An 18,435-nucleotide genomic window follows, 5' to 3' on the forward strand; every position below is an offset into this window, starting at 1 on the left:
CTCCCGGCCGCGCCGTCCCTATCTAGTAGAATCGAAACCTGCGCCGGCCCCGGCCGCGCGAATCTTTCAATACGGAGTGGGCATGGCCTGGAACACCCCCGGCAGCGGCAGTGGCGGATCTGGCAACAACGGCAACCGGAACAGCAACTGGAAGCCGCGCAACCCGCAGGGAGGCGGTGGCATCGGCGACGTGGTCGACCGCCTGCGTGGCCTGTTCGGTGGCGTCGGCGGCGGGGGCAATCCGCTGCGCTGGGTGCTGGTCGGCGTCGGCCTGCTGGTGCTGTTCTCCAGCTTCCAGCTGATCGGCGAACAGGACCGTGGCGTCGTGCTGCGCCTGGGCAAGTACAACCGCACCATGCAGCCGGGCCCGAACTTCAAATTCCCCTGGCCGATCGAAAGCGTCACCAAGGTCAACGCCACCGGCGTGCGCACCTTCAGCAACAGCCTGCCGGTGCTGACGCGCGACGAGAACATCATCACCGTCTCGTTCAACGTCCAGTACCGCGTCGGCGACCCGCAGCTGTTCCTGTTCGGCACCACCGACGCCACCCGCGTGCTGGAGCAGACCGCGCAGAGCGCCGTGCGCGAAGTCATCGGCCGTTCCGACCTGGACGCCGCCCTCAACAACCGTGGCCCGCTGTCGGCCACCGCCGGGACCGCGCTACAGGCCTCGCTGGAGGCCTATCGCACCGGCCTGGTCGTCACCGAACTGAGCCTGCAGGACGCGCGTCCGCCGGAAGCCGTCAAGCCGGCCTTCGACGAAGTCAACAGCGCGCAGCAGGAAAACGAACGTGTCATCAGCCAGGCCCGCGCGTATGCGGCCAAGGTCGTGCCCGAGGCCCGCGGTAATGCGCAGCAGGTCCGTACCCAGGCCGAGGGCTACAAGACCGCCGCCATCGCCCGCGCGACCGGTGACGCGACCCGCTTCAGCCTGCTGCTGGACGAGTACCGCAACGCGCCGGAAGTCACCCGCAAGCGCCTGTGGCTGGATACCGTGCAGCAGGTGCTGGCCGGCAACCGCAAGGTGGTCGGCGGCGACAGCCGCCAGCTGATCTACGTGCCGATGGGCAACGCGCCGGCGACGACGCAGCCGCCGGCCGGTGTCATCCCGACCGAGGTGCTGCCGCAGGTCGAAAGCACCCCGTCCAGTTCCCGCAATTCGGCGCGCACGCCACGCCCGGCCGGCCGTGAGGAGGCGCAGCCATGAAGAATTCCCTGATCGTCGGCATCGTCGTGGCGGTGCTGCTGGGCCTGATGGGCTCGGTGTTCGTGGTGCGCGAAGGGCAGGTGGGCCTGGTGCTCAACCTGGGCCGCGTGGTGCGCAGCGAGATCGGCCCCGGCCTGCACTTCAAGCTGCCGCTGGTGGAAACCGCGCGCGTGTTCGATCGCCGCTTCACCGCCAATGAGTTCCCGCCGGAACGTTCGCTCACTTCCGAGCGCAAGGACGTCAGCGTCGACTTCATCGCCATCGGTTTCATCGTCAACGCGGCGGACTTCTACCGTGCGACCGGCGGCCAGGCCGAGCTGGCCACCGAACGCCTGGCGCCGATCATCAAGGAGTCGCTGCGCAACGAGATCAACTCGCGCACGCTGACCCAGCTGGTGTCGGGCAACCGCAATGAACTGATCGAGAAGCAGCTGCCCGCCATCAACGCCGGTGCCAAGAACCTCGGCATGCAGGTCGTGGACATCCGCTTCAAGCAGATCGACCTGCCCACCGACAGTGAAGTCATCGACCAGGTCTACAACCGCATGCGCGCGGAACGCTCGCAGGTGGCCAGTGCACTGCGTGCGCAGGGTGCCGAGCAGGCGACGATCGTCGAAGCACAGGCCAACCGCGATGTCGCCGTGCTGCTGGCCGAGGCCGAACGCGATGCGCAGAAGCTGCGCGGTGAAGGCGACGCCGAAGCCGCCCGCATCTACGGCGAAGCCGCCAGCCGTGACGCCTCTTTCTATGCGTTCCAGCGCAGCCTGGAGGCCTACCGCGCCTCGTTCAAGGACGGGCAGGGCGTGGTCGTGCTGGACAAGGACGATCCCTTCCTCCAGTACATGAAGAGCGACCGCTGAGGTCACCCACCGGCCGCCCCAGGGCGGCCGGTCCCGTTTCGCCCCCCCTCTTGCCGTGTCCCGCGCCCGCGCGGGGCAGGAGTCCGTCCATGTCCGACCTCTGGTCCGCCCTGTGCCTCGTCGCCATCCTCGAAGGCCTGGTGCTGTTCGCCATCCCCGCCAGCTGGAAGCGCGCCGCCCTGCAGCTGTTGCAGATGAGCGATGGCCAGGTGCGCGCGGTGGGCGGATTCATCCTGATCTTCGGATTGACGTTCTTGTGGGTGTTGAAGCGCTGAGGCGTGGGAGTCGTTTGCTGACGGAAGCGCGCCCCTCATCCGGCCTTCGGCCACCTTCTCCCTGCTGCGCAGGGAGAAGGGAGCAATAACGGCTTCGCTTTTTCCTTCCCCCCGCTTCGTAAGGAGGAGGGAGCAATCAGGGCTTCGCTGTTTCCTTCTCCCCGCGTGCGGGGAGAAGGTGCCCGGAGGGCGGATGAGGGGCGAGCGCGGTAAGGATCGCCACCAGCACTGCCTCCGTCTCGCGCAGCACGTCATCGTTCCAGAATCGCAGCACCTCAAACCCCTCACGCTTGAGGTGCGCCGTACGCGTGCGGTCGTACTGCTCCTGTTTGAGATGCTGGCTCCCGTCCAGTTCGACCACCAGCCCCGCTTCCAGGCAGACGAAGTCGGCGAAGTAGGGCCCGATCCGGTGCTGCCTTCTGAACTTCCAACCCTGCAGGCGACGGTTCCGCAGTCGCCACCACAGGGCGTGTTCGGCGTCGGTCTGTTCGTGCCGAAGGCGGCGTTCGCGTTCGTGGTCCAACGTGCTGCGCATGGGTGGCCTCCGAGGGTGTGGAGACAGCGTCCGCGACACCCGGGGGTCGATGGGATCGGGGAAGGGCGTGCACGCGGATAGGAAAGCGCCCCTCATCCGCCCCCTGGGCACCTTCTCCCCGCTTCGCAGGGAGAAGGAAAAGCTGGGCGTCTGGCGTCTCCTTCTCCCCGCCTGGGGAGAAGGGGCCCGAAGGCCGGATGAGGGGCCGCTCTTCGCGCCATGCCTGAACCGGCGAGGCGATTCCCACCAGGGTAGCCCCCGTCCCCTTAAACCCGGATAATGCACAAAAGCCGGACGGGCTCCCTGCGTGGGAAGACCGCCGGCTTTTTCCGTGTCTGGGCCCGGCGTGGCGGGCGGCTCCCCGATGGAGCCTGCCGGCGGCAACGGCGCCGTGGACCAGCACGACCCTTCCGGCGGCCCCGATGGCCGCCAACAATCGAGGAGTTACCCGTCATGGGTCAGTCAGTCGTCGTTCTCGGCGCCCAGTGGGGCGATGAAGGCAAGGGCAAGATCGTCGATCTGCTCACCGAGGAAATCGGTGCCGTCGTCCGTTTCCAGGGCGGCCACAATGCCGGCCACACCCTGGTCATCGGTGGCAAGAAGACCGTTCTCCACCTGATTCCGTCCGGCATCCTGCGCCCCGACGCGCTGTGCCTGATCGGCAACGGCGTGGTGCTGTCGCCCGCCGCGTTGATCAAGGAAATCGACGAACTGGAATCGGCCGGCGTGGAAGTGCGCTCGCGCCTGAAGATCTCCCCGGCCACGCCGCTGATCATGCCGTACCACATCGCCCTGGATCAGGCCCGCGAGAAGGCCGCCGGCGGCAAGGCCATCGGCACCACCGGCCGCGGCATCGGCCCGGCGTACGAAGACAAGGTGGCGCGTCGCGGCATCCGCGTGGCCGACCTGCATTACCCCAAGCAGCTGGAAGAGCTGCTGCGCACCGCGCTGGACTACCACAACTTCGTGCTGACCAAGTACCTGGGCGTCGACGCCGTCGACTTCCAGAAGACCTACGACGAAGCGCTCGCCTTCGGCGAATACGTGCAGCCGATGAAGTCCGACGTGGCCGGCATCCTGCACGACCTGCGCAAGCAGGGTAAGCGCGTGCTGTTCGAAGGCGCGCAAGGCGCGCTGCTCGACATCGACCACGGCACCTATCCCTACGTCACCAGCTCCAACACCACCGTCGGCGGCGCGTTCGCCGGTACCGGCGTGGGCGCGGACGCGATCGACTACGTGCTGGGCATCTGCAAGGCGTACGCCACGCGCGTGGGCGGCGGTCCGTTCCCGACCGAACTGGACGACGACATCGGCCAGGGCATCCGCGACCGCGGCCAGGAATATGGCGCTTCCACCGGCCGTCCGCGCCGCTGCGGCTGGATGGACATCGTCGCGCTGAAGCGGGCCGTCGCCATCAACGGCATCTCGGGCCTGTGCATCACCAAGCTCGACGTGCTGGACGGCATGAAGACGCTGAAGATATGCATCGCCTACGAATACCGCGGCAAGCGCACCGAGTACGCCCCGCTGGATGCGGGCGGGTGGGAAGAGTGCACGCCGGTGTACCTGGAGTTCCCGGGCTGGGACGAGAACACCCACGGCATCACCGAGTGGGACAAGCTGCCGCCGGCCGCCCGTGCCTACCTGCGTGCGCTGGAAGAACTCTCCGGCTGCCCGCTGGCCATCGTCAGCACCGGCCCGGACCGCGACCACACCATGGTCCTGCAGGATCCTTTCGCGTAATCCGCTTCTCCTTCTCCCCGCAAGCAGGGACACGTGCTCTTCCTTCTCCCCGCAAGCGGGGAGAAGGTGCCGAAGGCGGATGAGGGGTGAGCGCGATCCCTCCCACTGCAAAGAAAAGCCCCGCATCTGCGGGGCTTTTTCTTGCCTGCGCCCCGTTTCGGCACGCGGCTTGCAACGCCCCTGCTGCCCTAAATCGCGGCCGATCGCGGCCGTTAGATGCATCAGGTGTCGCCCGTAGTCGATGGAGTTGCCCCCATGTACCGCAATGCCGCCCGCGCCGCTGTCATCACCGGCCCCTGGCAAACCCCACCCGCCGCGGCCAAGCCGCGCGCGGTCGAACGCCGCAAGGCCGTGCACGACGCCGACGCACTGCGCGTGGGCCTCACGCCGGCGCAGCTGATGACGCTGGAGGCGATGGAAATCTTCCACTGGCGGCTGGCCTTCGTGCGCCGTCCGCTGTTCCAGGCGCCCATCCCGGTGCTGTTCGACCGCGGCGATACGCGCTACGTGGTCATCGAGGAAGACGGCACCCTCAACGAGAATCCCACGCTCGTCCTGCGCGCCTGATTCCACTCCCTTCTCCCGCGCGCTCCCTTCTCCCCGCCCAGCGGGGAGAAGGTGCCCGAAGGGCGGATGAGGGGCCGCTCTTCGCGCTGACCCTTCAGCGGCCTGAACCAACGCCCCCGCATTTCCCACAACCCTCACGTTCCCTTGCTCCCGGCCGATACAAGGTGAACCCCTGCCGCTATGGCGGCAGACCTGTTCCCGTTCCACGCCATCAGGAGCCCCCCACCGGATGTCGGATCCGCATCGCCCCCGCACCCCCGCCGAGCCCGAGTCGCCCGGCACCGCCCCCCGCACCCCGGAGCGCCGCAAGGGCGCCCCGACGATGGACGACGCCACCCTGCTGGCCGGCCTCACCCCCGCGCAGCAGGCCACCATCCAGACCATGGAAACCTTCCACTGGCGCCTGAAGTTCGTCCGCCGCCCGCTGTTCAAGACACCCATCCCCGTGCTGTTCAACCGCGAGGGGGATCGCTATGTGGTGGTCAACGAGGATGGGACGATTGATGAGAACCCGGCCTTGGTGTTGAGGGATTGACCGGCGTGGAAACGCTTAGCTCGACACTCTCTGGCAAACAACTCGCTCGGCGTTAGCGCTTAGGAGGAGATCTATGGCTCTCCCTCATCGAGACTGGATTCGGGTCGCGCAGCTAGATATCCGGATATAGCCCTTTCCGACCAAGGCGGCTCTCCCTCTGGAACGCCAGATAGGCCGTAGAACTTGGTCTTCCCGTCAAAGCCCGTCGCGATGCCAGAAACTTGGTACACGAAGTTGGGCTGAATCGTGTGCACGACCAGCGATCCCGTGTCCGCATTAACATGGACCTCATCGCCAAGGTAAATTTTAGGTGGCGAGAATGGCTGAGAGAACGACAGGCTGATTGCAGTGCCCGCATGCAACTGCTTCTTGCGGATAACCTCGATGATACTGTCTAAACAGTATTGGGCGTTGGCTCTATTTGCGCTGTTCTCTACAAAGCCGGCAGGATAAGAGGTGCACCAATCGGCTGCCTTATTCGGCCTAAAAACCTTCGGAGTAAGGTGCATTAAATTAAGAAGCTGGTTTGTATTAACGCCCCACTCAACGGCTTGACTCCGCAATCCTTCTCTATCTACTTGTACGTAGTCGGTAGGCTCCTTCACGTTTGTGACTATCCATTTCGAGTTCTTCGCGTAGCTCGGCGCCTTTCGTCCATATTTCTTGAAGAATCCGAAAAGGTCGGTGCTGTCATCGTCCTTGTACTCATGCACCGAGTAATCGGCTTCGATTTCTACGAAAAGAGCCCTCCTGATACAGATAAGCGTCTCGAGGTACTCTGCTCTTGCGTATGAGGCTACCGCTTGCTCAAGAAGCAACTTTGATTCGCCATCTAAGAGTAAGTCTGTTAGGAAGATCTGCGCGAGTCTCTTCTTTACTACAGAGTCAAGAACAGCGTCTATGGCGTGACGACTGGCCTCTAGATAGCCCCTTACTGTCTCCGGGAGGATTAGTTGTCCATAGTGCTTAGCGAGCACCCGGTTCTTGTTGAGTGCTTTTAATGTTCCGGAGCGAGGAATAGAAACTCCAGATTGCTGAAGTGTGCCGATGATCTGGTCGAATGTAAGCTTCTCGATCTTTGCCGTCTCATCAATTTCAAGTTCATTGATGGCGGCTAGTAGCACAAGTTCAAGCGCATCTTGTAGAAGGATCAGGCCGGCGGTGGCTGAGTGCGATATGCCCGAAGAGCAAAGAGCTTCCGATTCCTCGAAGATTGCCTTTGCGGTTATTAGTGAGTGGAGAGTTGACTCCTTCATTGCGTTTCTAGCCTTTCAGGGCTGGACAAAAGACGAAGCATCCCTTCAGTCCTCGCGTCATGAGGGTCTTGTAAGTGTTTCGAATGATCATCTCTGCGCGAATTATCGTGTTGGAATCTAGATTTCTTTTGGACGTATATCCTCTTATTGTCCGATCTTGCTTCGATCTTTTTGATGGGTCCGCTTCAAATCTGTCCCCTCGAAAAACGAGATCTGGCGCAATGATGACGCCGACATAGTCAAGCTCAAGACCTTGGCAAGTGTGAATGCAGCCAACTTGCTCAACAGAGTTTGGCGCCATGATCCAGAGGCTTCCGTCGACACCAAGATTCCATTGTGCTTTGTAGCCGAACTCCGGAATCACAATGTCGTATGCATTCGGATCTTTCTTGCTCTTCCAATCCCAGCAGTAGCCCGCCACCACTCGCGACCGATTGTTGAGCTTGTTCTTCTCTCGAATAAGATCGTGCAACTCAACGGGCGAGTCGACCAAGCGGAAGTCGAAACTATCGCGGTCGAAATCTGCGTTGGCGGTTTCGCGAATACCCAGCCAGTTGTCCAGCCAGGCGATGTAGCCATCGGATCCGCCACACCGGAACTGGGAGCTAAGCTCCAGCGTTGTGATCTCCGCGCCGGCCGCGTTCGCCCAGTGCATCAACTCCCGGGTATGTCCGATATCGGCGAGCGTCACGATCTGGTCGTCGTCCACGAAGAAGATCGTGCACTTGGCGCTACGGATGAGCTCCATAACCTGGTTCTCACCGAGATTGCCGTAGAGCCCGCTCTTGGCATTCAAGCGATGTGCTTCATCGACGACAAGCGTATCGAATACGTTGGGTTCCGCATTGTGGAAGCCGCCAGAGCCGGCGAACATGTTGGTCACGTCCGCTCTGCGGACCTGACCTGCCAGCTTCTTCGCATACACGGCGCGGGGCGCGGCGTTCTTGGAGACGTACTTGGTCACCTGTCCGCGTTTGGTCAGCGCCACCAGCAGATTGACCGCGACCACCGACTTTCCGGTGCCGGGGCCACCCTTGACGATGACCACTTGCTTGCGGGTTTCGCTGGCCTGCTCGGCGCGGGCCAGGCAGGTCTCGTAGACCACCTTCTGGTCGTCGACCAGCACGAATTCCTCATTGCCTTTGAGCATCTTGGCAAGGCTGTCTGCAAGCATCTTGGAGGGGCGGATACGCCCGTTCTCCATCTTGTACAGCAGTTCTCCCTTGTCTCCCTTCTTGACGTGCTTCTTGATGAAATCGCGCAGGCGCTTGAGTTCGTCCTCACCCTTCAGGAAGACAGGCGCCTTGTCGAGATAGGGGGCATAGCGCGCGTCGCGGATGATCCCGTCGTCGCGGTAGTTGTGCAGGTAGGCGCAGGGCTGCAGCGCCGTACCGGATTCGTAGACGGCTTCATTGAAACCATTGAGCAAGGCCGCGTAAGACCATGCTTGATAGCTGGGGTGGGGGCCTTCGGTTTCGGTACGACCCCCGCGATTGGCGACGATCAAGCCGTCCCTGTCGCTCAGTTTGGCGGACGACCATTGCTTCAACTCGACGATGATCGCGTGCGGGACACCAGCATCATCTTCCCCCGACAGGATGAAATCGATGCGTTTGGCCGTCTGCGGAATGCCGAATTCGATACCTACACCGATGTCGTCCGGTATCTGTGCGTCGCGTAGCACCCGTGACATCTCGCGCAGCGAAGCCGCCCATGACTTGAATTCCGCCTCCGAAGCGTAGCGGCCTGTCTTCTGCACATAGGCGCTATTGATGACGTCTTCAATACTGCGGTTGTCGTTGTCGTCCAAGAACTTCGTCTTGGTAGCCTGATAGACGATCACGCGTGCCTTCCCCTCGGCGATACGGTTACAGCTCGGTGTACTTCTTGCTGCTTCCCTTGGCTTTTTCCACCGGGTACTTGTCGGCATTCAAGGCCAGCTTGTCCGCCGCCACCTTCAGAGGGTCAATCTCGAGCTGGTCGGCCAGTTGAAGTAGGTAAAGAAATACATCGGCGATCTCATGTCCGACTTTCTCGCGAACCTCTGGGGTCAGGCTTCGGCTCTGCTCGTCGGTCAGCCATTGAAAATGCTCGAGCACTTCGGCAGCTTCGATGGAGAGTGCCGTGGCCAGGTTCTTCGGCGTATGGAACTGCCCCCAATCCCTGTCCGCGGCAAACTGCCGAAGCGCCTGTTGTAGTTCTGCGATCCCCATGGGCACTCCCGCACCGATGCCAAATGTGAGTATATGGCGCGCGTTCCCATCGAACACGGGTGTGCTGGCCTGTTTCGGGCCCAAGGTGCGATACCTCTTGTCGGAGCCTCGAAACTCCTCAAGAAGCGGTGCCACCCCCGGAACTGGGTGGCTTTCTTTTGCCCCGCGTGGGCAGAGCCGGCGTAGCGCTACGTCGGGAGTGGGCGAATACAACACCCGAAAGGGGAATAAGCCCGCCGTCTTCTTGCGGTTCGAGCCTCCCGACACCCCCGGCGCATGCGCGTCCGGGCCGTACCCATGGATTGGAGTACTTGTATGTCAAAGCATGTCGGATCGGCGGCCGGTTACCTGTTGAGCGAAGACGGACACGCCGAGCTCTGTCGCCTCACCGAACACCTCTACCTGTTGGCCTGCCTCACCCGCGCCTACGCCCCCGGCGCGCCCGACGAGGAACCCATCCCCATCCCGCCCACCCATTGGGCCGCCAGCCTCCAACTGTGGGGCGACACGCTGGAGCGCACCTTGGCCGCGCTCCGATGGCAGGGCCCCTGAAGCCGCGCGCCCGGCACGCCTGCCCGGCAGTTCAGTGGGCCCGCTCGCAATGGAATGCGCGGGTGAGATAGGGGTGGGGATACAGAAAACACCTCGCAAGCCTCAAACCCTTATCCGCAAGCCTCCCCAGCCTTGCCCGCAAGCCGCCGAGCCTTGCGCGCGCGAGGCATCAGACCTTGCGGTCGGAATGCCATGACCTGCACGCAGGGCCGCCGCGCATCGCGTGCAAGCTGCCGCGTCCCGGGTTTCTCACATTGCGCCTTGCGCGCGAAGTGCCGCGCCTTGCCATCGCAAGCCTGCTGGCGTCGCGATCCGTGCATGGCGGTTTCGCCTGCAAGGCATTTCGCCTTGCGCGCAGGGCAGGCGGAATCCAGGCGCAAAGGAAACCATCCCGCCGCTCAGGCTTCGCACCATTGCCGGCAAGGCTTAATGCCTTGCGACTCACATTGACGCACTTGCGCGTGCGGCCCTTGAGGCGCGCGCAGCGCACGCTACGCTCCTGTCGCCCGCCATGGTGGCGGGTACTCGAACGGATGCACTCAAGGAACGACCATGACCCAGAACCGTATTGCCGTCACTTTCGCGGATACCGCACTGCAGAACATCGACACCGCCATCAACAGCCTCGAACAGGAGTTCGCCGGCTTGATCGGCCTGAGCCCCGACGAGCGTCGCGACCTCACCAAGATGGGCGCCAAATCGGAAGCGTTCTGCCGGCAGGCCGTGAACGTGTTGAGCGAACACAGCGGCGTGCTACCGCGCAACTTCGACCTGGCCGGCTACGTCGGCGATCTCGCGGCGCTCGATCAGCTCCGTCCGCGCGCCGTTCGCCTTCGACGCTTGCTGGAACGCATCGCCGACAGCGAAATGGCCCTCGGCAGCGATCTGATGACCGCATCGCTGGAAGGCTATGCCCACCTGAAGGTGGCGGGCAGGGGAGAAGGGCTGGACGAGCTGCGCAAGATGCTGTCGGTGCGCTTCAGCCGCCGCAGCGCAACGCCCGTCGCGCCCGACCCCGCGGGCGGCGACGGGGGCACCGTCACCAACGGCTGACGCCCCCACTTCCTCTCAACAAAGGCTCCGCAACGCGGGGCCTTTTTTCATGCGCGCGCACGCCGCGCCTTCATCTCCATGAACCCCTGCGCGATTCAAGCCAGCGCGTGCGCGGCCGATACAACGCCAGACGTTCTTCCGCCCTGCTGGCCTCCATGTCCCTGTTCCTGCCCGGCGGCGCGCCAGCGCCCGCAACCACCCGACGCCTGCGGCGCATGACCCGCCTGGCGTGCGCCTGCGCCGGTGGCCTGCTGGCGACCGCGGCCCACGCTCAGGCCCCGGACCTGTCGCGCCTGTCGCTGGAAGACCTGCTGGACGTGGACATCGTCACCGCCTCGCGCTTCCAGCAGCGCGTGGCCGACGCACCCTCCGTCGTGCAGGTGATCACCGCCGAGGATATCCGCGCGCACGGCTGGCGCACCCTGGCCGAAGCACTCGACAGCCTGCCCGGCCTCTACGTCAGCGACACCGGCCTGTACACCTACCTGGGCGCGCGCGGCCTGCTGCGCGCCGGCGACTACGACACCCGCTTCCTGCTGCTGGTCAACGGCCACCGCATCAACGACCCCGTCTACAGCCAGAGCCCGGTGGGCGCCGAATTCCCGCTCGACCTGGCGCTGGTGGAACGCATCGAATACGCCCCGGGCCCCGGCTCGGCCGTGTACGGCTCCAACGCCTTCTTCGGCGTCATCAACGTGCTCACGCGCGAACCCGACACCTACGGCCACGGGCAGCTGCGCGCCGCCGCCGGTAACCACGGCACTACCGACCTGCAGCTTACCGTCCCGGTCAGTGCCGGGCAGGGGCGCACGCTGCTGTCGGTGCGCGCGTTCGATACCGAGGGCCGCACGCTGCGCTTTCCCGCCTTCGCCGACACGCCCACCGGCGGCGTGGTGCGCGGCCAGGACAGCGAACGCGTGCGCCAGGTGTTCGTGCAGCACGCGCGCGACGGGCTGTCGTTGCAGCTGGTGGCCGGCGACCGCCGCAAGGACGATCCGGTCGCCCCGTACGAGCAGACCTTCGCCGCGTCCGGCGCGCAGGTGCAGGACCGCTGGATCGCCTTCGGCGCCACCCTGGCCCGCCCGCTGGGCGAGCGCGTCGAGGCGAGCGCACGCCTGGACGTGATCGACTACCGCTACGTCGGCGACTATGTCTACGGCAGCGCACCCACCTACCTCAACCGCGACATCGCCTCCGGCGTGTCGGTGGTGGCGGGCGGGCAGGTGGTCGCCCGCATCGCCGCGCGCCATACCTTCGTCGCCGGCGCCGAAGCGCAGTGGGACCGCGGGGTGGTGCAGCGCAACTTCGACGTATCGCCGCGCGCGACTTACCTGGATTCGCGCCAGCACATGACCAGTGGCGGCGTGTTCGTCGACGACGAGTTCCGCATGTCCGACGCGTGGCGGCTCAATGCGGGCCTGCGCGCCGATCGCAGCGACCGCGGCATCGTGCGCCTCAGTCCGCGCCTGGCGCTGATCGGCACGCGCGCGGACAACCGCGTCGTCAAGCTGATCGTGGGCCAGGCCTACCGCTCGCCGAATGCGTACGAGCGCTACTACCAGGTGGATTCGGACGAAAGCGCGCAGCTCGCGAATCCGTCGCTGAACGCCGAGCACGTGCAGACCGCCGAGCTGTTCTACAGCCGCAGCGTGGGTGCGCACAGCCGGGCCGAACTCAGCGTATACCACTACCGCCTGAGCGACCTGATCACCCTGGCCGCCACCGGCGACGGCACGCTGACGCTCGCCAACGCCGGCCGTGCCACCTCGCGCGGTGCCGAGCTGGCCTACGCCTACCAGGGCGACGGCGGCGTGCGCCTGCGTGCGAGCTATGCCTACAGCGACGTCACCGAATCGGATACCGCGCGGGCCCTCAACGCGCCGCATGGCATCGCCCGCGTGCAGGCGTCCGTGCCGCTGGCCGCCGGCTGGGACCTGGCGATGAGCGCGCACCACATGGGCCAGCGCGTGTCGCGCGAGGGCCGCGTGCCGGCCTACACCACCGTCAACGCGCACCTGGTGTGGGACGTGGCCTCGCGGCCGCTGGCGTGGTCGCTGGGCGTGCGCAATCTGCTGGACGAACGCTATGCCGATCCGGTCGGCCCGGAGTTCCTGCAGGACACCGTGCCGCGGCGCGGCCGCGAGTACTGGCTCGAAGCGCGGTGGCGCTGGTGAGCGTGCGGCGCGCCGGGCAGGGGATGGCCGCGCTGCTGGGGCTGGCGTTCGCCGGCAGCGGCCATGCGCAGGTGGACGAACACGCGCTGAAGGCCGCGTTCGTCTACAACATCGCCGCATTCGCCCAGTCGGCGCACGTGCAAGCGTCCACGCTGACCATCTGCACCCAGACCGATGCGGCGCTGGCGGCCGCGATCGCCACGCTGGCCGGCCGCGACCTGGCCGGCCGCCGCGTCACCGTCGCCCGCGTCGCCAGCGCCCCCGCGGCCGACTGCGACGTGCTGGTGCACGCGGCGGACACGCCCGTGGCCGCGGCGCTGACCGCGCTGGTGATCTGCGACGCCTGTGCGCTGCCCAACGGCGTCAGCACGGTCGCGCTGGTGCGCGAAGGCAACAAGATCCGCTTCGACGTGGATGCCACGCGTGCGCGCGCCAACGGCATCACCCTGAGCAGCCAGCTGCTGCGCCTGGCCCGGCGGGTGCTGTGAGCACGCCCGGCTTCCGCACCTCGGCCAGCGTGCGCACCAGCGCCATCGTCGCGACGGTGGTGCTGCTGGTGGCGGGCTGCGTGCTGATGCTCATCCAGTGGATCGACATCCGACGCGAGTTCCTGGCCGACGCCGAAGCCCAGGCACGGGTGGTGGCCTCGGGCAGTGCGGCGGCGGTGATGTTCCGCGACAGCGCCGGTGCGCGCGAGACGCTCGCGCCGCTGGTGTCCGTGCCGGCGGTGCGCCAGGCCGACATCGTGGCCCGCGATGGCGAAGTGATCGCCCGCTATCCCGACGGCGTGGACGCCGCGGCCCGCCCCTGCGGCTACGACTGCGCGCGGGTGAGCGCGCCGGTGCTGTTCCGCGAACAGCCGGTCGGCACCGTGCGCCTGCAGATCAGCATGAAGCGCGCGCACGGACGGCTGGGCAGCCTGGCCATCGCGTTCTGCATCGCCTCGGCAGTGGCCTACGCGCTGGCGCTGCCGCTGATGCGCGGCATGCGCGAGCGCGTGCGCCGGGCCGAGGCGCAGTTGCACCACCTGGCCCACAACGATCCGATCACCGGGCTGCTCAACCGCAACGCCTTCAACGCGCAGCTGGAGCACGCGCGCACGCGCAACCGCCGGCTGGCGCTGGTGCAGCTGGACCTGGACCGCTTCAAGGACGTCAACGACAAGCTCGGCCACCAGGGCGGCGACGCACTGCTGCGCCAGGTGGGCCACCGCATCGCCGACGCCCTGCCGGCCGGCGCACGGCTGTTCCGCCTGGGCGGCGACGAGTTCGCCGTCCTGCTGGCCGGCGACGACGCGGCCGCGCGCGTGGGCGGCGTGGCCGACGCGGTGCTCGACCGGTTCGTCGTGCCCTTCACGGTGGACGGCCTGAGCCTGCGCATCACCGCCAGTGCGGGCATCAGTCGCTGGCCCGAGGACGCGGCGCGGCTGGAGGAACTGGCGGCCAATGCCGACATCGCCATGTACTGCGCCAAGCGCGAAGGGCGCAATCGCGCCGTGCGCTTCGAGCCGCGCCTGCGCCAGGCGCAGCTGGCCCGCATCGGCGTGCGCGAGGCATTGGGCCAGGCCGTGGCGGCGGGGCAACTGGCGCTGCATTACCAGCCGCAGGTGTGCGCGGAAAGCGGACGGCTGCTCGGTGCCGAGGCGCTGCTGCGCTGGACCCATCCCGCGCTGGGCGTGGTGCCCCCCTCGACCTTCATCCCGATCGCCGAAGAAGGCCCGCTGATCCTCGAGCTGGGCCGCTGGGTGATCGGCGAGGCCTGCCGGCAGATCGCGGCCTGGCATGCGCAGGGGCGGGGCCATGTGCGGCTGGCCGTGAACCTGTCGGTGCGGCAGACGCGCGAGGACGCGCTGCCCGGGTTCATCGACGAGGTCTTGCGCAGCACGGGCGTGCCCGCGCACTGCCTGGAGCTGGAAGTGACCGAAAGCGTGCTGATGGAGGACGCCGACGTGGCGGTCGCCCAGCTGGCCAGGCTGCGCGCCCGCGGGTTGCACATGGCCATCGACGATTTCGGCACCGGTTACTCGTCGATGGCCTACCTGAAGCGCCTGCCGATCGACAAGCTGAAGATCGACATGGCGTTCACCCACGCCGTGCCCGGCGATGGCGAAGCGATCGCCACGGCGATCCTGGCGATGGCGCACACGCTGGGCCTGAGCGTGGTGGCCGAAGGCGTGGAAACGCCGGCGCAGCGCGATTTCTTCCGCCAGGCCGGTTGCCAGCAACTGCAGGGGTACCTGATCGGCCGTGCGGTGCCGGGCGACGAATTCGCGGCGCGCTGGCTCGCTGCCGCCGACGTGGCGCAAGGGGCGGTGTGCGCCGCGGGCTAGGCGAGGGCAGGCGACGCGGCGCGCGCACCGCGGCGGGCGAGGTGCTGCATCGCGCCCGCATCCTGCGCCGGTTCCTGAACAGCAACCCCTCACCTGATCCCGACCCTGCCAAGTTTCACGGGTCCCGCACGCCGACGGGCGGTAGGGTGGCGCATCGCCATCAGACACCCCCCGCCTCCATGGACAGCTCCTTGATGGCAGGTGGCGCGCACGCCTCTGCGGAGCAGCGCGTCCGCCTGTACGAAACCCTCCTGCAGACCACGCCCGACCTGGTCTACATGTGGGACCTGCAGCACCGCTTCACCTACGCCAACGCCGCATTGCTGGCCATGTGGGGCAAGACCTGGGACGAAGCCATCGGCAAGAACTGCCTGGAACTCGGCTACGAACCCTGGCACGCCGCCATGCACGACCGCGAGATCGAACAGGTCATCGCCACCCGCAAGCCCGTGCGCGGCGACGTGCCCTTCAACGGCACCAACGGCCGCCGCATCTACGACTACCTGCTGGTGCCGGTCATCGGCCCCAGCGGCGAGGTGGAGGCCGTCGCCGGCACCACCCGCGACGTCACCGAACGCAAGCTGCACGAAGAAGCCCGCCGCAAGAGCGAAGAGCGCCTCGCCGCCATGGTCGACGCCACCTCCGACCTGGTCTACCGCACCAACCGCGACTGGAGCGAAGTGGACATCGTCGGCGGCAGCCTGCTGTTCGGCCGCCACGGCACGCTGACCCCCGATTGGCTGGACGTGCTGGTGCACCCGGAAGATCGCGACCTCGTCGCCGATGCCATCACCCGCGCCCGCATCACCCAGACGCCCTTCAGCGCCGAGTACCGCCTGCGCGCCGAAGACGGGCACTGGGCGTGGGTGTCCTCGCGCGCGGTGCCCATCCGCCCCATCGGCGGCGAGGTGACCGAATGGTTCGGCGCCGCCACCGACATCACCGCGCGCCGGCAGCACGAAGAACACCAGCGCCTGCTGCTCAACGAACTCAACCACCGCGTCAAGAACACCCTGGCCATCGTGCAGTCGCTGGCGATGCAGACGCTGCGCGGGGCCGACGACATCGGCGCGGCCTGCGACCGCTTCGAAGCGCGCCTGCACGCGCTGGCGCAGGCGCACGACGTGCTGACCCGCCAGGAATGGGACCACGCCCCGCTGCACGACATCGTGCGCACCGCCATCGCCCCGTGCCTGGTCGACGATGCCGACCGCTTCGACATCGAGGGCCCCGACATGCAGCTGGACCCGCAGCGCGCCCTGGCGCTGTCGATGGCGCTGCACGAGCTGTGCACCAACGCGATGAAGTACGGCGCGCTGTCGCGCAAGCCCGGACGCGTGCGCATCCACTGGCGCGCCGAAGCGGTGCAGGGGCGCCACAGCCTGGTGCTGTCGTGGGAGGAACACGACGGCCCGCCGGTCGTCGTTCCCGACCACCGCGGCTTCGGCTCGCGCCTGATCGAGCGCGGACTGCGCCACGACCTGGGCGGCGACGTCGCCCTCGATTTCGACAAGGCCGGCGTGAAGTGCCGGATCACCGCCCCCATGCCCGACCTAGGAGTGGCCGCATGACGACGACCGAACCGGCACCGCGTGTCTTCATCGTGGAAGACGAATCGATGCTGGTGATGCTGCTGGAAGACCTGCTGCCCACGCTGGGCTACGAGGTGGTGGGCAGCGCCGGCTCGGTGGAGCAGGCGCTGGCCGACCTGGCGGATGCGCAGATCGACCTGGCGGTGGTGGACGTGAACCTGGCGGGGACGCAGTCGTTCCCGATCGCCGATGCGCTGCGCGAGCGCGGGGTGCCGTTCCTGTTCACCACCGGCTACGGCCAGCAGGGGCTGCCCGAGCGCTTCGCCGACGCGCACGTACTGGCCAAGCCGTTCCGTCGTCATGACATCGAAGCCGCGTTGACGCGCCTGCGCTCCGCCTAGTCACCATCCGCACGTGTCGGCACGCGCAGCGCACGCGATGTGCGCGTGCGCGGTCAGGCGGGGGTGGGATCGTTGTCGCCGTGCACGTACGGCACGCCCAGCAGGCGCGACAGCGCATGCAGCCGGCGCAGGACCGCCGAGCGCAGGTGCATGGGCGCTGCATCGTAGACCTGCGTCCACAAGCCACGCAGGAAGGCATGCGGGTCGCCGATGTCGGCGCCGGAGCGGACCAGGAATTCGGCGTCGTTCAGACGCGCGTCGATGCGTTCTTGGCAGAGCATGGAATGAATGTGGGGCGTGTCGCGTCAACATTCTGTGCTCGGCGTGCATGCGTGTTCAGCGCGCAGTCGCTTTGTTCATGCATCGTGACCGCAGGCTGAAAACGCACGCGCCACGCTCACGATCCGTCAACGTAGTTCCCCGCAGGCTGGCCCTTCGCAAGCGAGGAACCCGCCATGGATCGCAAGACCCGGGACACCACACGCGTGTCGCCCAATCCGCTCGAGGAACAGCGTCGCCCCGATGGCGACGTCGTGCCCGGTGAATCACCGGGCAAGCGCACCAACGACGAACGCAACGATCCCGCCGCCGAACCCGGCGCGAAGGACGGGCAACCCCGCCGACATCCCCCGCAGATCTGAGGACACACCATGACCCCACTCGACAAACCGCTTCGCCGCGAGCTGACCCTGGGCGAGCAGGCCTACACGCTGACCATCGACCCCGCCGGCCTGAAGCTGGTGGAAAAAGGGCGCCGCAACGGCGTGGAAGTGCGCTGGGCCGATCTGGTCTCCGGCGACGCGGCCATCGCGGCAGCATTGCAGGCATCCACCTCAGACAAGTGAGCGCGCCGTGTCGGCGCGCAGGAGCATCGCCATGACACCTGGCATCGACATCGCCGCGCACGGCACACCGACGCCCACCGAACCGGGCAAGCCGACTCCGCCCGGGCAGCCCACGCCGCCGGGCACGCCGTCCGAGCCCGGCAGGCCCAGTCCGCCGGGCACGCCGAGCGATCCGTATCGGCCGGAGGATCCGGGCAGGCCGCCGATGCCGCGCGACCCCGGCGATCCCGACGACACCCCGGTCGGCCCGGATCAACCCCCGGATGATCCGGTCCACATCGACGATCCGCGCGAGCCGCGCAGCATCGCCGACTGACCGCGCACCACCGCAACACCGCACCAGGACAGGGGAATC

Annotated in this window: 21 protein-coding genes; 16 read left to right on the forward strand and 5 right to left on the reverse strand. The window is 66.6% G+C overall.

Annotated elements, in window-relative coordinates:
- The first annotated feature begins 82 nt into the window (after positions 1-82).
- The 3 genes from hflK (at position 83) to ACSQ19_RS13045 (ending at position 2,342) form a co-directional block, all read left to right on the forward strand.
- Positions 83-1,207 (forward strand): FtsH protease activity modulator HflK, encoded by a 1,125-nt coding sequence (gene hflK, locus ACSQ19_RS13035; RefSeq protein ID WP_435997514.1) that lies wholly within the window; start codon positions 83-85, stop codon positions 1,205-1,207.
- Positions 1,204-2,067 carry a protease modulator HflC gene (gene hflC, locus ACSQ19_RS13040; protein ID WP_299341380.1) on the forward strand — a complete coding sequence of 288 codons (864 nt, stop codon included), beginning with the start codon at positions 1,204-1,206 and terminating at the stop codon, positions 2,065-2,067. Before hflK ends, hflC begins: the two co-directional genes overlap by 4 nt.
- An 89-nt stretch (positions 2,068-2,156) precedes the next feature.
- Positions 2,157-2,342 carry a DUF2065 domain-containing protein gene (locus ACSQ19_RS13045; protein WP_299341383.1) on the forward strand — a complete coding sequence of 62 codons (186 nt, stop codon included), beginning with the start codon at positions 2,157-2,159 and terminating at the stop codon, positions 2,340-2,342.
- Positions 2,343-2,478: 136 nt separating this feature from the next.
- Here the strand turns inward: ACSQ19_RS13045 and ACSQ19_RS13050 are convergent, their stop codons facing one another.
- Entirely contained in the window at positions 2,479-2,877 is a 399-nt protein-coding gene (locus tag ACSQ19_RS13050) for an endonuclease domain-containing protein (RefSeq protein WP_299341384.1), read from the reverse strand.
- A 453-nt stretch (positions 2,878-3,330) separates the two neighbouring features.
- Here ACSQ19_RS13050 and ACSQ19_RS13055 point away from each other — a divergent pair, with 453 nt between their 5' ends.
- From ACSQ19_RS13055 to ACSQ19_RS13065, 3 genes are all read left to right on the forward strand, one after another.
- Positions 3,331-4,623, forward strand: a complete 1,293-nt coding sequence (locus tag ACSQ19_RS13055; RefSeq protein ID WP_296280787.1) for an adenylosuccinate synthase — start codon at positions 3,331-3,333, stop codon at positions 4,621-4,623.
- Between the two features lie 255 nt (positions 4,624-4,878).
- On the forward strand, positions 4,879-5,190 hold the full coding sequence (locus ACSQ19_RS13060; protein ID WP_435997517.1) for a hypothetical protein: 312 nt from the start codon (positions 4,879-4,881) through the stop codon (positions 5,188-5,190).
- 229 nt (positions 5,191-5,419) lie between these two features.
- Positions 5,420-5,725: a hypothetical protein gene (locus tag ACSQ19_RS13065; RefSeq protein ID WP_296280790.1), complete on the forward strand. Its 306-nt coding sequence runs from the start codon at positions 5,420-5,422 to the stop codon at positions 5,723-5,725.
- Positions 5,726-5,796: 71 nt separating this feature from the next.
- On the opposite strand, the gene ACSQ19_RS13070 is transcribed toward ACSQ19_RS13065, so the two are convergent.
- Genes ACSQ19_RS13070 through ACSQ19_RS13080 form a run of 3 tightly spaced genes read right to left on the reverse strand, consistent with a single transcriptional unit; the run spans position 5,797 to position 9,194 of the window.
- Positions 5,797-6,981: a hypothetical protein gene (locus ACSQ19_RS13070; protein WP_435997519.1), complete on the reverse strand. Its 1,185-nt coding sequence runs from the start codon at positions 6,979-6,981 to the stop codon at positions 5,797-5,799.
- 7 nt (positions 6,982-6,988) lie between these two features.
- Positions 6,989-8,824 (reverse strand): DNA/RNA helicase domain-containing protein, encoded by a 1,836-nt coding sequence (locus tag ACSQ19_RS13075; RefSeq protein WP_435997521.1) that lies wholly within the window; start codon positions 8,822-8,824, stop codon positions 6,989-6,991.
- A 25-nt stretch (positions 8,825-8,849) separates the two neighbouring features.
- Complete coding sequence (locus ACSQ19_RS13080; RefSeq protein WP_435997523.1) at positions 8,850-9,194, reverse strand: nucleotide pyrophosphohydrolase; 345 nt, start codon at positions 9,192-9,194, stop codon at positions 8,850-8,852.
- A gap of 315 nt (positions 9,195-9,509) precedes the next feature.
- Here ACSQ19_RS13080 and ACSQ19_RS13085 point away from each other — a divergent pair, with 315 nt between their 5' ends.
- The 7 genes from ACSQ19_RS13085 to ACSQ19_RS13115 all read left to right on the forward strand — a co-directional run bounded on the left by ACSQ19_RS13085 (position 9,510) and on the right by ACSQ19_RS13115 (position 17,235).
- On the forward strand, positions 9,510-9,746 hold the full coding sequence (locus ACSQ19_RS13085; RefSeq protein WP_435997525.1) for an XAC0095 family protein: 237 nt from the start codon (positions 9,510-9,512) through the stop codon (positions 9,744-9,746).
- 552 nt (positions 9,747-10,298) lie between these two features.
- The gene (locus ACSQ19_RS13090; protein ID WP_299341397.1) at positions 10,299-10,799 is read left to right on the forward strand and encodes a hypothetical protein; all 501 of its coding nucleotides are present in this window, start codon (positions 10,299-10,301) and stop codon (positions 10,797-10,799) included.
- 155 nt (positions 10,800-10,954) lie between these two features.
- On the forward strand, positions 10,955-12,973 hold the full coding sequence (locus ACSQ19_RS13095; protein WP_435997528.1) for a TonB-dependent receptor plug domain-containing protein: 2,019 nt from the start codon (positions 10,955-10,957) through the stop codon (positions 12,971-12,973).
- Positions 12,970-13,461, forward strand: coding sequence for a YfiR family protein (locus tag ACSQ19_RS13100; protein ID WP_435997530.1), 492 nt, complete (start codon positions 12,970-12,972; stop codon positions 13,459-13,461). Before ACSQ19_RS13095 ends, ACSQ19_RS13100 begins: the two co-directional genes overlap by 4 nt.
- Positions 13,458-15,302, forward strand: coding sequence for a putative bifunctional diguanylate cyclase/phosphodiesterase (locus ACSQ19_RS13105; RefSeq protein WP_435997532.1), 1,845 nt, complete (start codon positions 13,458-13,460; stop codon positions 15,300-15,302). The genes ACSQ19_RS13100 and ACSQ19_RS13105 overlap by 4 nt, the downstream gene beginning before the upstream one ends.
- Positions 15,303-15,481: 179 nt before the next feature.
- Entirely contained in the window at positions 15,482-16,873 is a 1,392-nt protein-coding gene (locus ACSQ19_RS13110) for a sensor histidine kinase (RefSeq protein ID WP_435997534.1), read from the forward strand.
- Complete coding sequence (locus ACSQ19_RS13115) at positions 16,870-17,235, forward strand: response regulator (protein WP_296280806.1); 366 nt, start codon at positions 16,870-16,872, stop codon at positions 17,233-17,235. The genes ACSQ19_RS13110 and ACSQ19_RS13115 overlap by 4 nt, the downstream gene beginning before the upstream one ends.
- A 53-nt stretch (positions 17,236-17,288) precedes the next feature.
- On the opposite strand, the gene ACSQ19_RS13120 is transcribed toward ACSQ19_RS13115, so the two are convergent.
- Positions 17,289-17,516, reverse strand: coding sequence for a hypothetical protein (locus ACSQ19_RS13120; protein ID WP_299341405.1), 228 nt, complete (start codon positions 17,514-17,516; stop codon positions 17,289-17,291).
- A 174-nt stretch (positions 17,517-17,690) separates the two neighbouring features.
- Here ACSQ19_RS13120 and ACSQ19_RS13125 point away from each other — a divergent pair, with 174 nt between their 5' ends.
- The 3 genes from ACSQ19_RS13125 to ACSQ19_RS13135 are packed head-to-tail and all read left to right on the forward strand — an operon-like array spanning position 17,691 to position 18,396.
- Positions 17,691-17,876, forward strand: coding sequence for a hypothetical protein (locus tag ACSQ19_RS13125; RefSeq protein WP_299341407.1), 186 nt, complete (start codon positions 17,691-17,693; stop codon positions 17,874-17,876).
- Positions 17,877-17,885: 9 nt separating this feature from the next.
- Entirely contained in the window at positions 17,886-18,080 is a 195-nt protein-coding gene (locus ACSQ19_RS13130) for a hypothetical protein (protein ID WP_296280813.1), read from the forward strand.
- A 31-nt stretch (positions 18,081-18,111) separates the two neighbouring features.
- Positions 18,112-18,396, forward strand: coding sequence for a hypothetical protein (locus ACSQ19_RS13135; RefSeq protein ID WP_435997537.1), 285 nt, complete (start codon positions 18,112-18,114; stop codon positions 18,394-18,396).
- Positions 18,397-18,435: the final 39 nt, after the last annotated feature.

This window comes from Pseudoxanthomonas sp. LjRoot127 (assembly GCF_964253495.1).
Classification (GTDB): Bacteria; Pseudomonadota; Gammaproteobacteria; order Xanthomonadales; family Xanthomonadaceae; genus Pseudoxanthomonas_A.

Excerpts from the sequence above, each read along its gene's own strand:
- ACSQ19_RS13130 (WP_296280813.1), top strand. The coding sequence starts at position 17,886 with ATGACCCCACTCGACAAACCGCTTCGCCGCGAGCTGACCCTGGGCGAG.
- hflC (WP_299341380.1), top strand. The coding sequence starts at position 1,204 with ATGAAGAATTCCCTGATCGTCGGCATCGTCGTGGCGGTGCTGCTGGGC.
- ACSQ19_RS13110 (WP_435997534.1), top strand. The coding sequence starts at position 15,482 with ATGGACAGCTCCTTGATGGCAGGTGGCGCGCACGCCTCTGCGGAGCAG.
- ACSQ19_RS13135 (WP_435997537.1), top strand. The coding sequence starts at position 18,112 with ATGACACCTGGCATCGACATCGCCGCGCACGGCACACCGACGCCCACC.
- ACSQ19_RS13045 (WP_299341383.1), top strand. The coding sequence starts at position 2,157 with ATGTCCGACCTCTGGTCCGCCCTGTGCCTCGTCGCCATCCTCGAAGGC.
- ACSQ19_RS13055 (WP_296280787.1), top strand. The coding sequence starts at position 3,331 with ATGGGTCAGTCAGTCGTCGTTCTCGGCGCCCAGTGGGGCGATGAAGGC.
- ACSQ19_RS13090 (WP_299341397.1), top strand. The coding sequence starts at position 10,299 with ATGACCCAGAACCGTATTGCCGTCACTTTCGCGGATACCGCACTGCAG.
- ACSQ19_RS13095 (WP_435997528.1), top strand. The coding sequence starts at position 10,955 with ATGTCCCTGTTCCTGCCCGGCGGCGCGCCAGCGCCCGCAACCACCCGA.
- ACSQ19_RS13115 (WP_296280806.1), top strand. The coding sequence starts at position 16,870 with ATGACGACGACCGAACCGGCACCGCGTGTCTTCATCGTGGAAGACGAA.
- ACSQ19_RS13085 (WP_435997525.1), top strand. The coding sequence starts at position 9,510 with ATGTCAAAGCATGTCGGATCGGCGGCCGGTTACCTGTTGAGCGAAGAC.
- ACSQ19_RS13080 (WP_435997523.1), bottom strand. The coding sequence starts at position 9,194 with ATGGGGATCGCAGAACTACAACAGGCGCTTCGGCAGTTTGCCGCGGAC.
- ACSQ19_RS13050 (WP_299341384.1), bottom strand. The coding sequence starts at position 2,877 with ATGCGCAGCACGTTGGACCACGAACGCGAACGCCGCCTTCGGCACGAA.
- ACSQ19_RS13065 (WP_296280790.1), top strand. The coding sequence starts at position 5,420 with ATGTCGGATCCGCATCGCCCCCGCACCCCCGCCGAGCCCGAGTCGCCC.
- ACSQ19_RS13070 (WP_435997519.1), bottom strand. The coding sequence starts at position 6,981 with ATGAAGGAGTCAACTCTCCACTCACTAATAACCGCAAAGGCAATCTTC.
- ACSQ19_RS13120 (WP_299341405.1), bottom strand. The coding sequence starts at position 17,516 with ATGCTCTGCCAAGAACGCATCGACGCGCGTCTGAACGACGCCGAATTC.
- ACSQ19_RS13125 (WP_299341407.1), top strand. The coding sequence starts at position 17,691 with ATGGATCGCAAGACCCGGGACACCACACGCGTGTCGCCCAATCCGCTC.
- ACSQ19_RS13060 (WP_435997517.1), top strand. The coding sequence starts at position 4,879 with ATGTACCGCAATGCCGCCCGCGCCGCTGTCATCACCGGCCCCTGGCAA.
- hflK (WP_435997514.1), top strand. The coding sequence starts at position 83 with ATGGCCTGGAACACCCCCGGCAGCGGCAGTGGCGGATCTGGCAACAAC.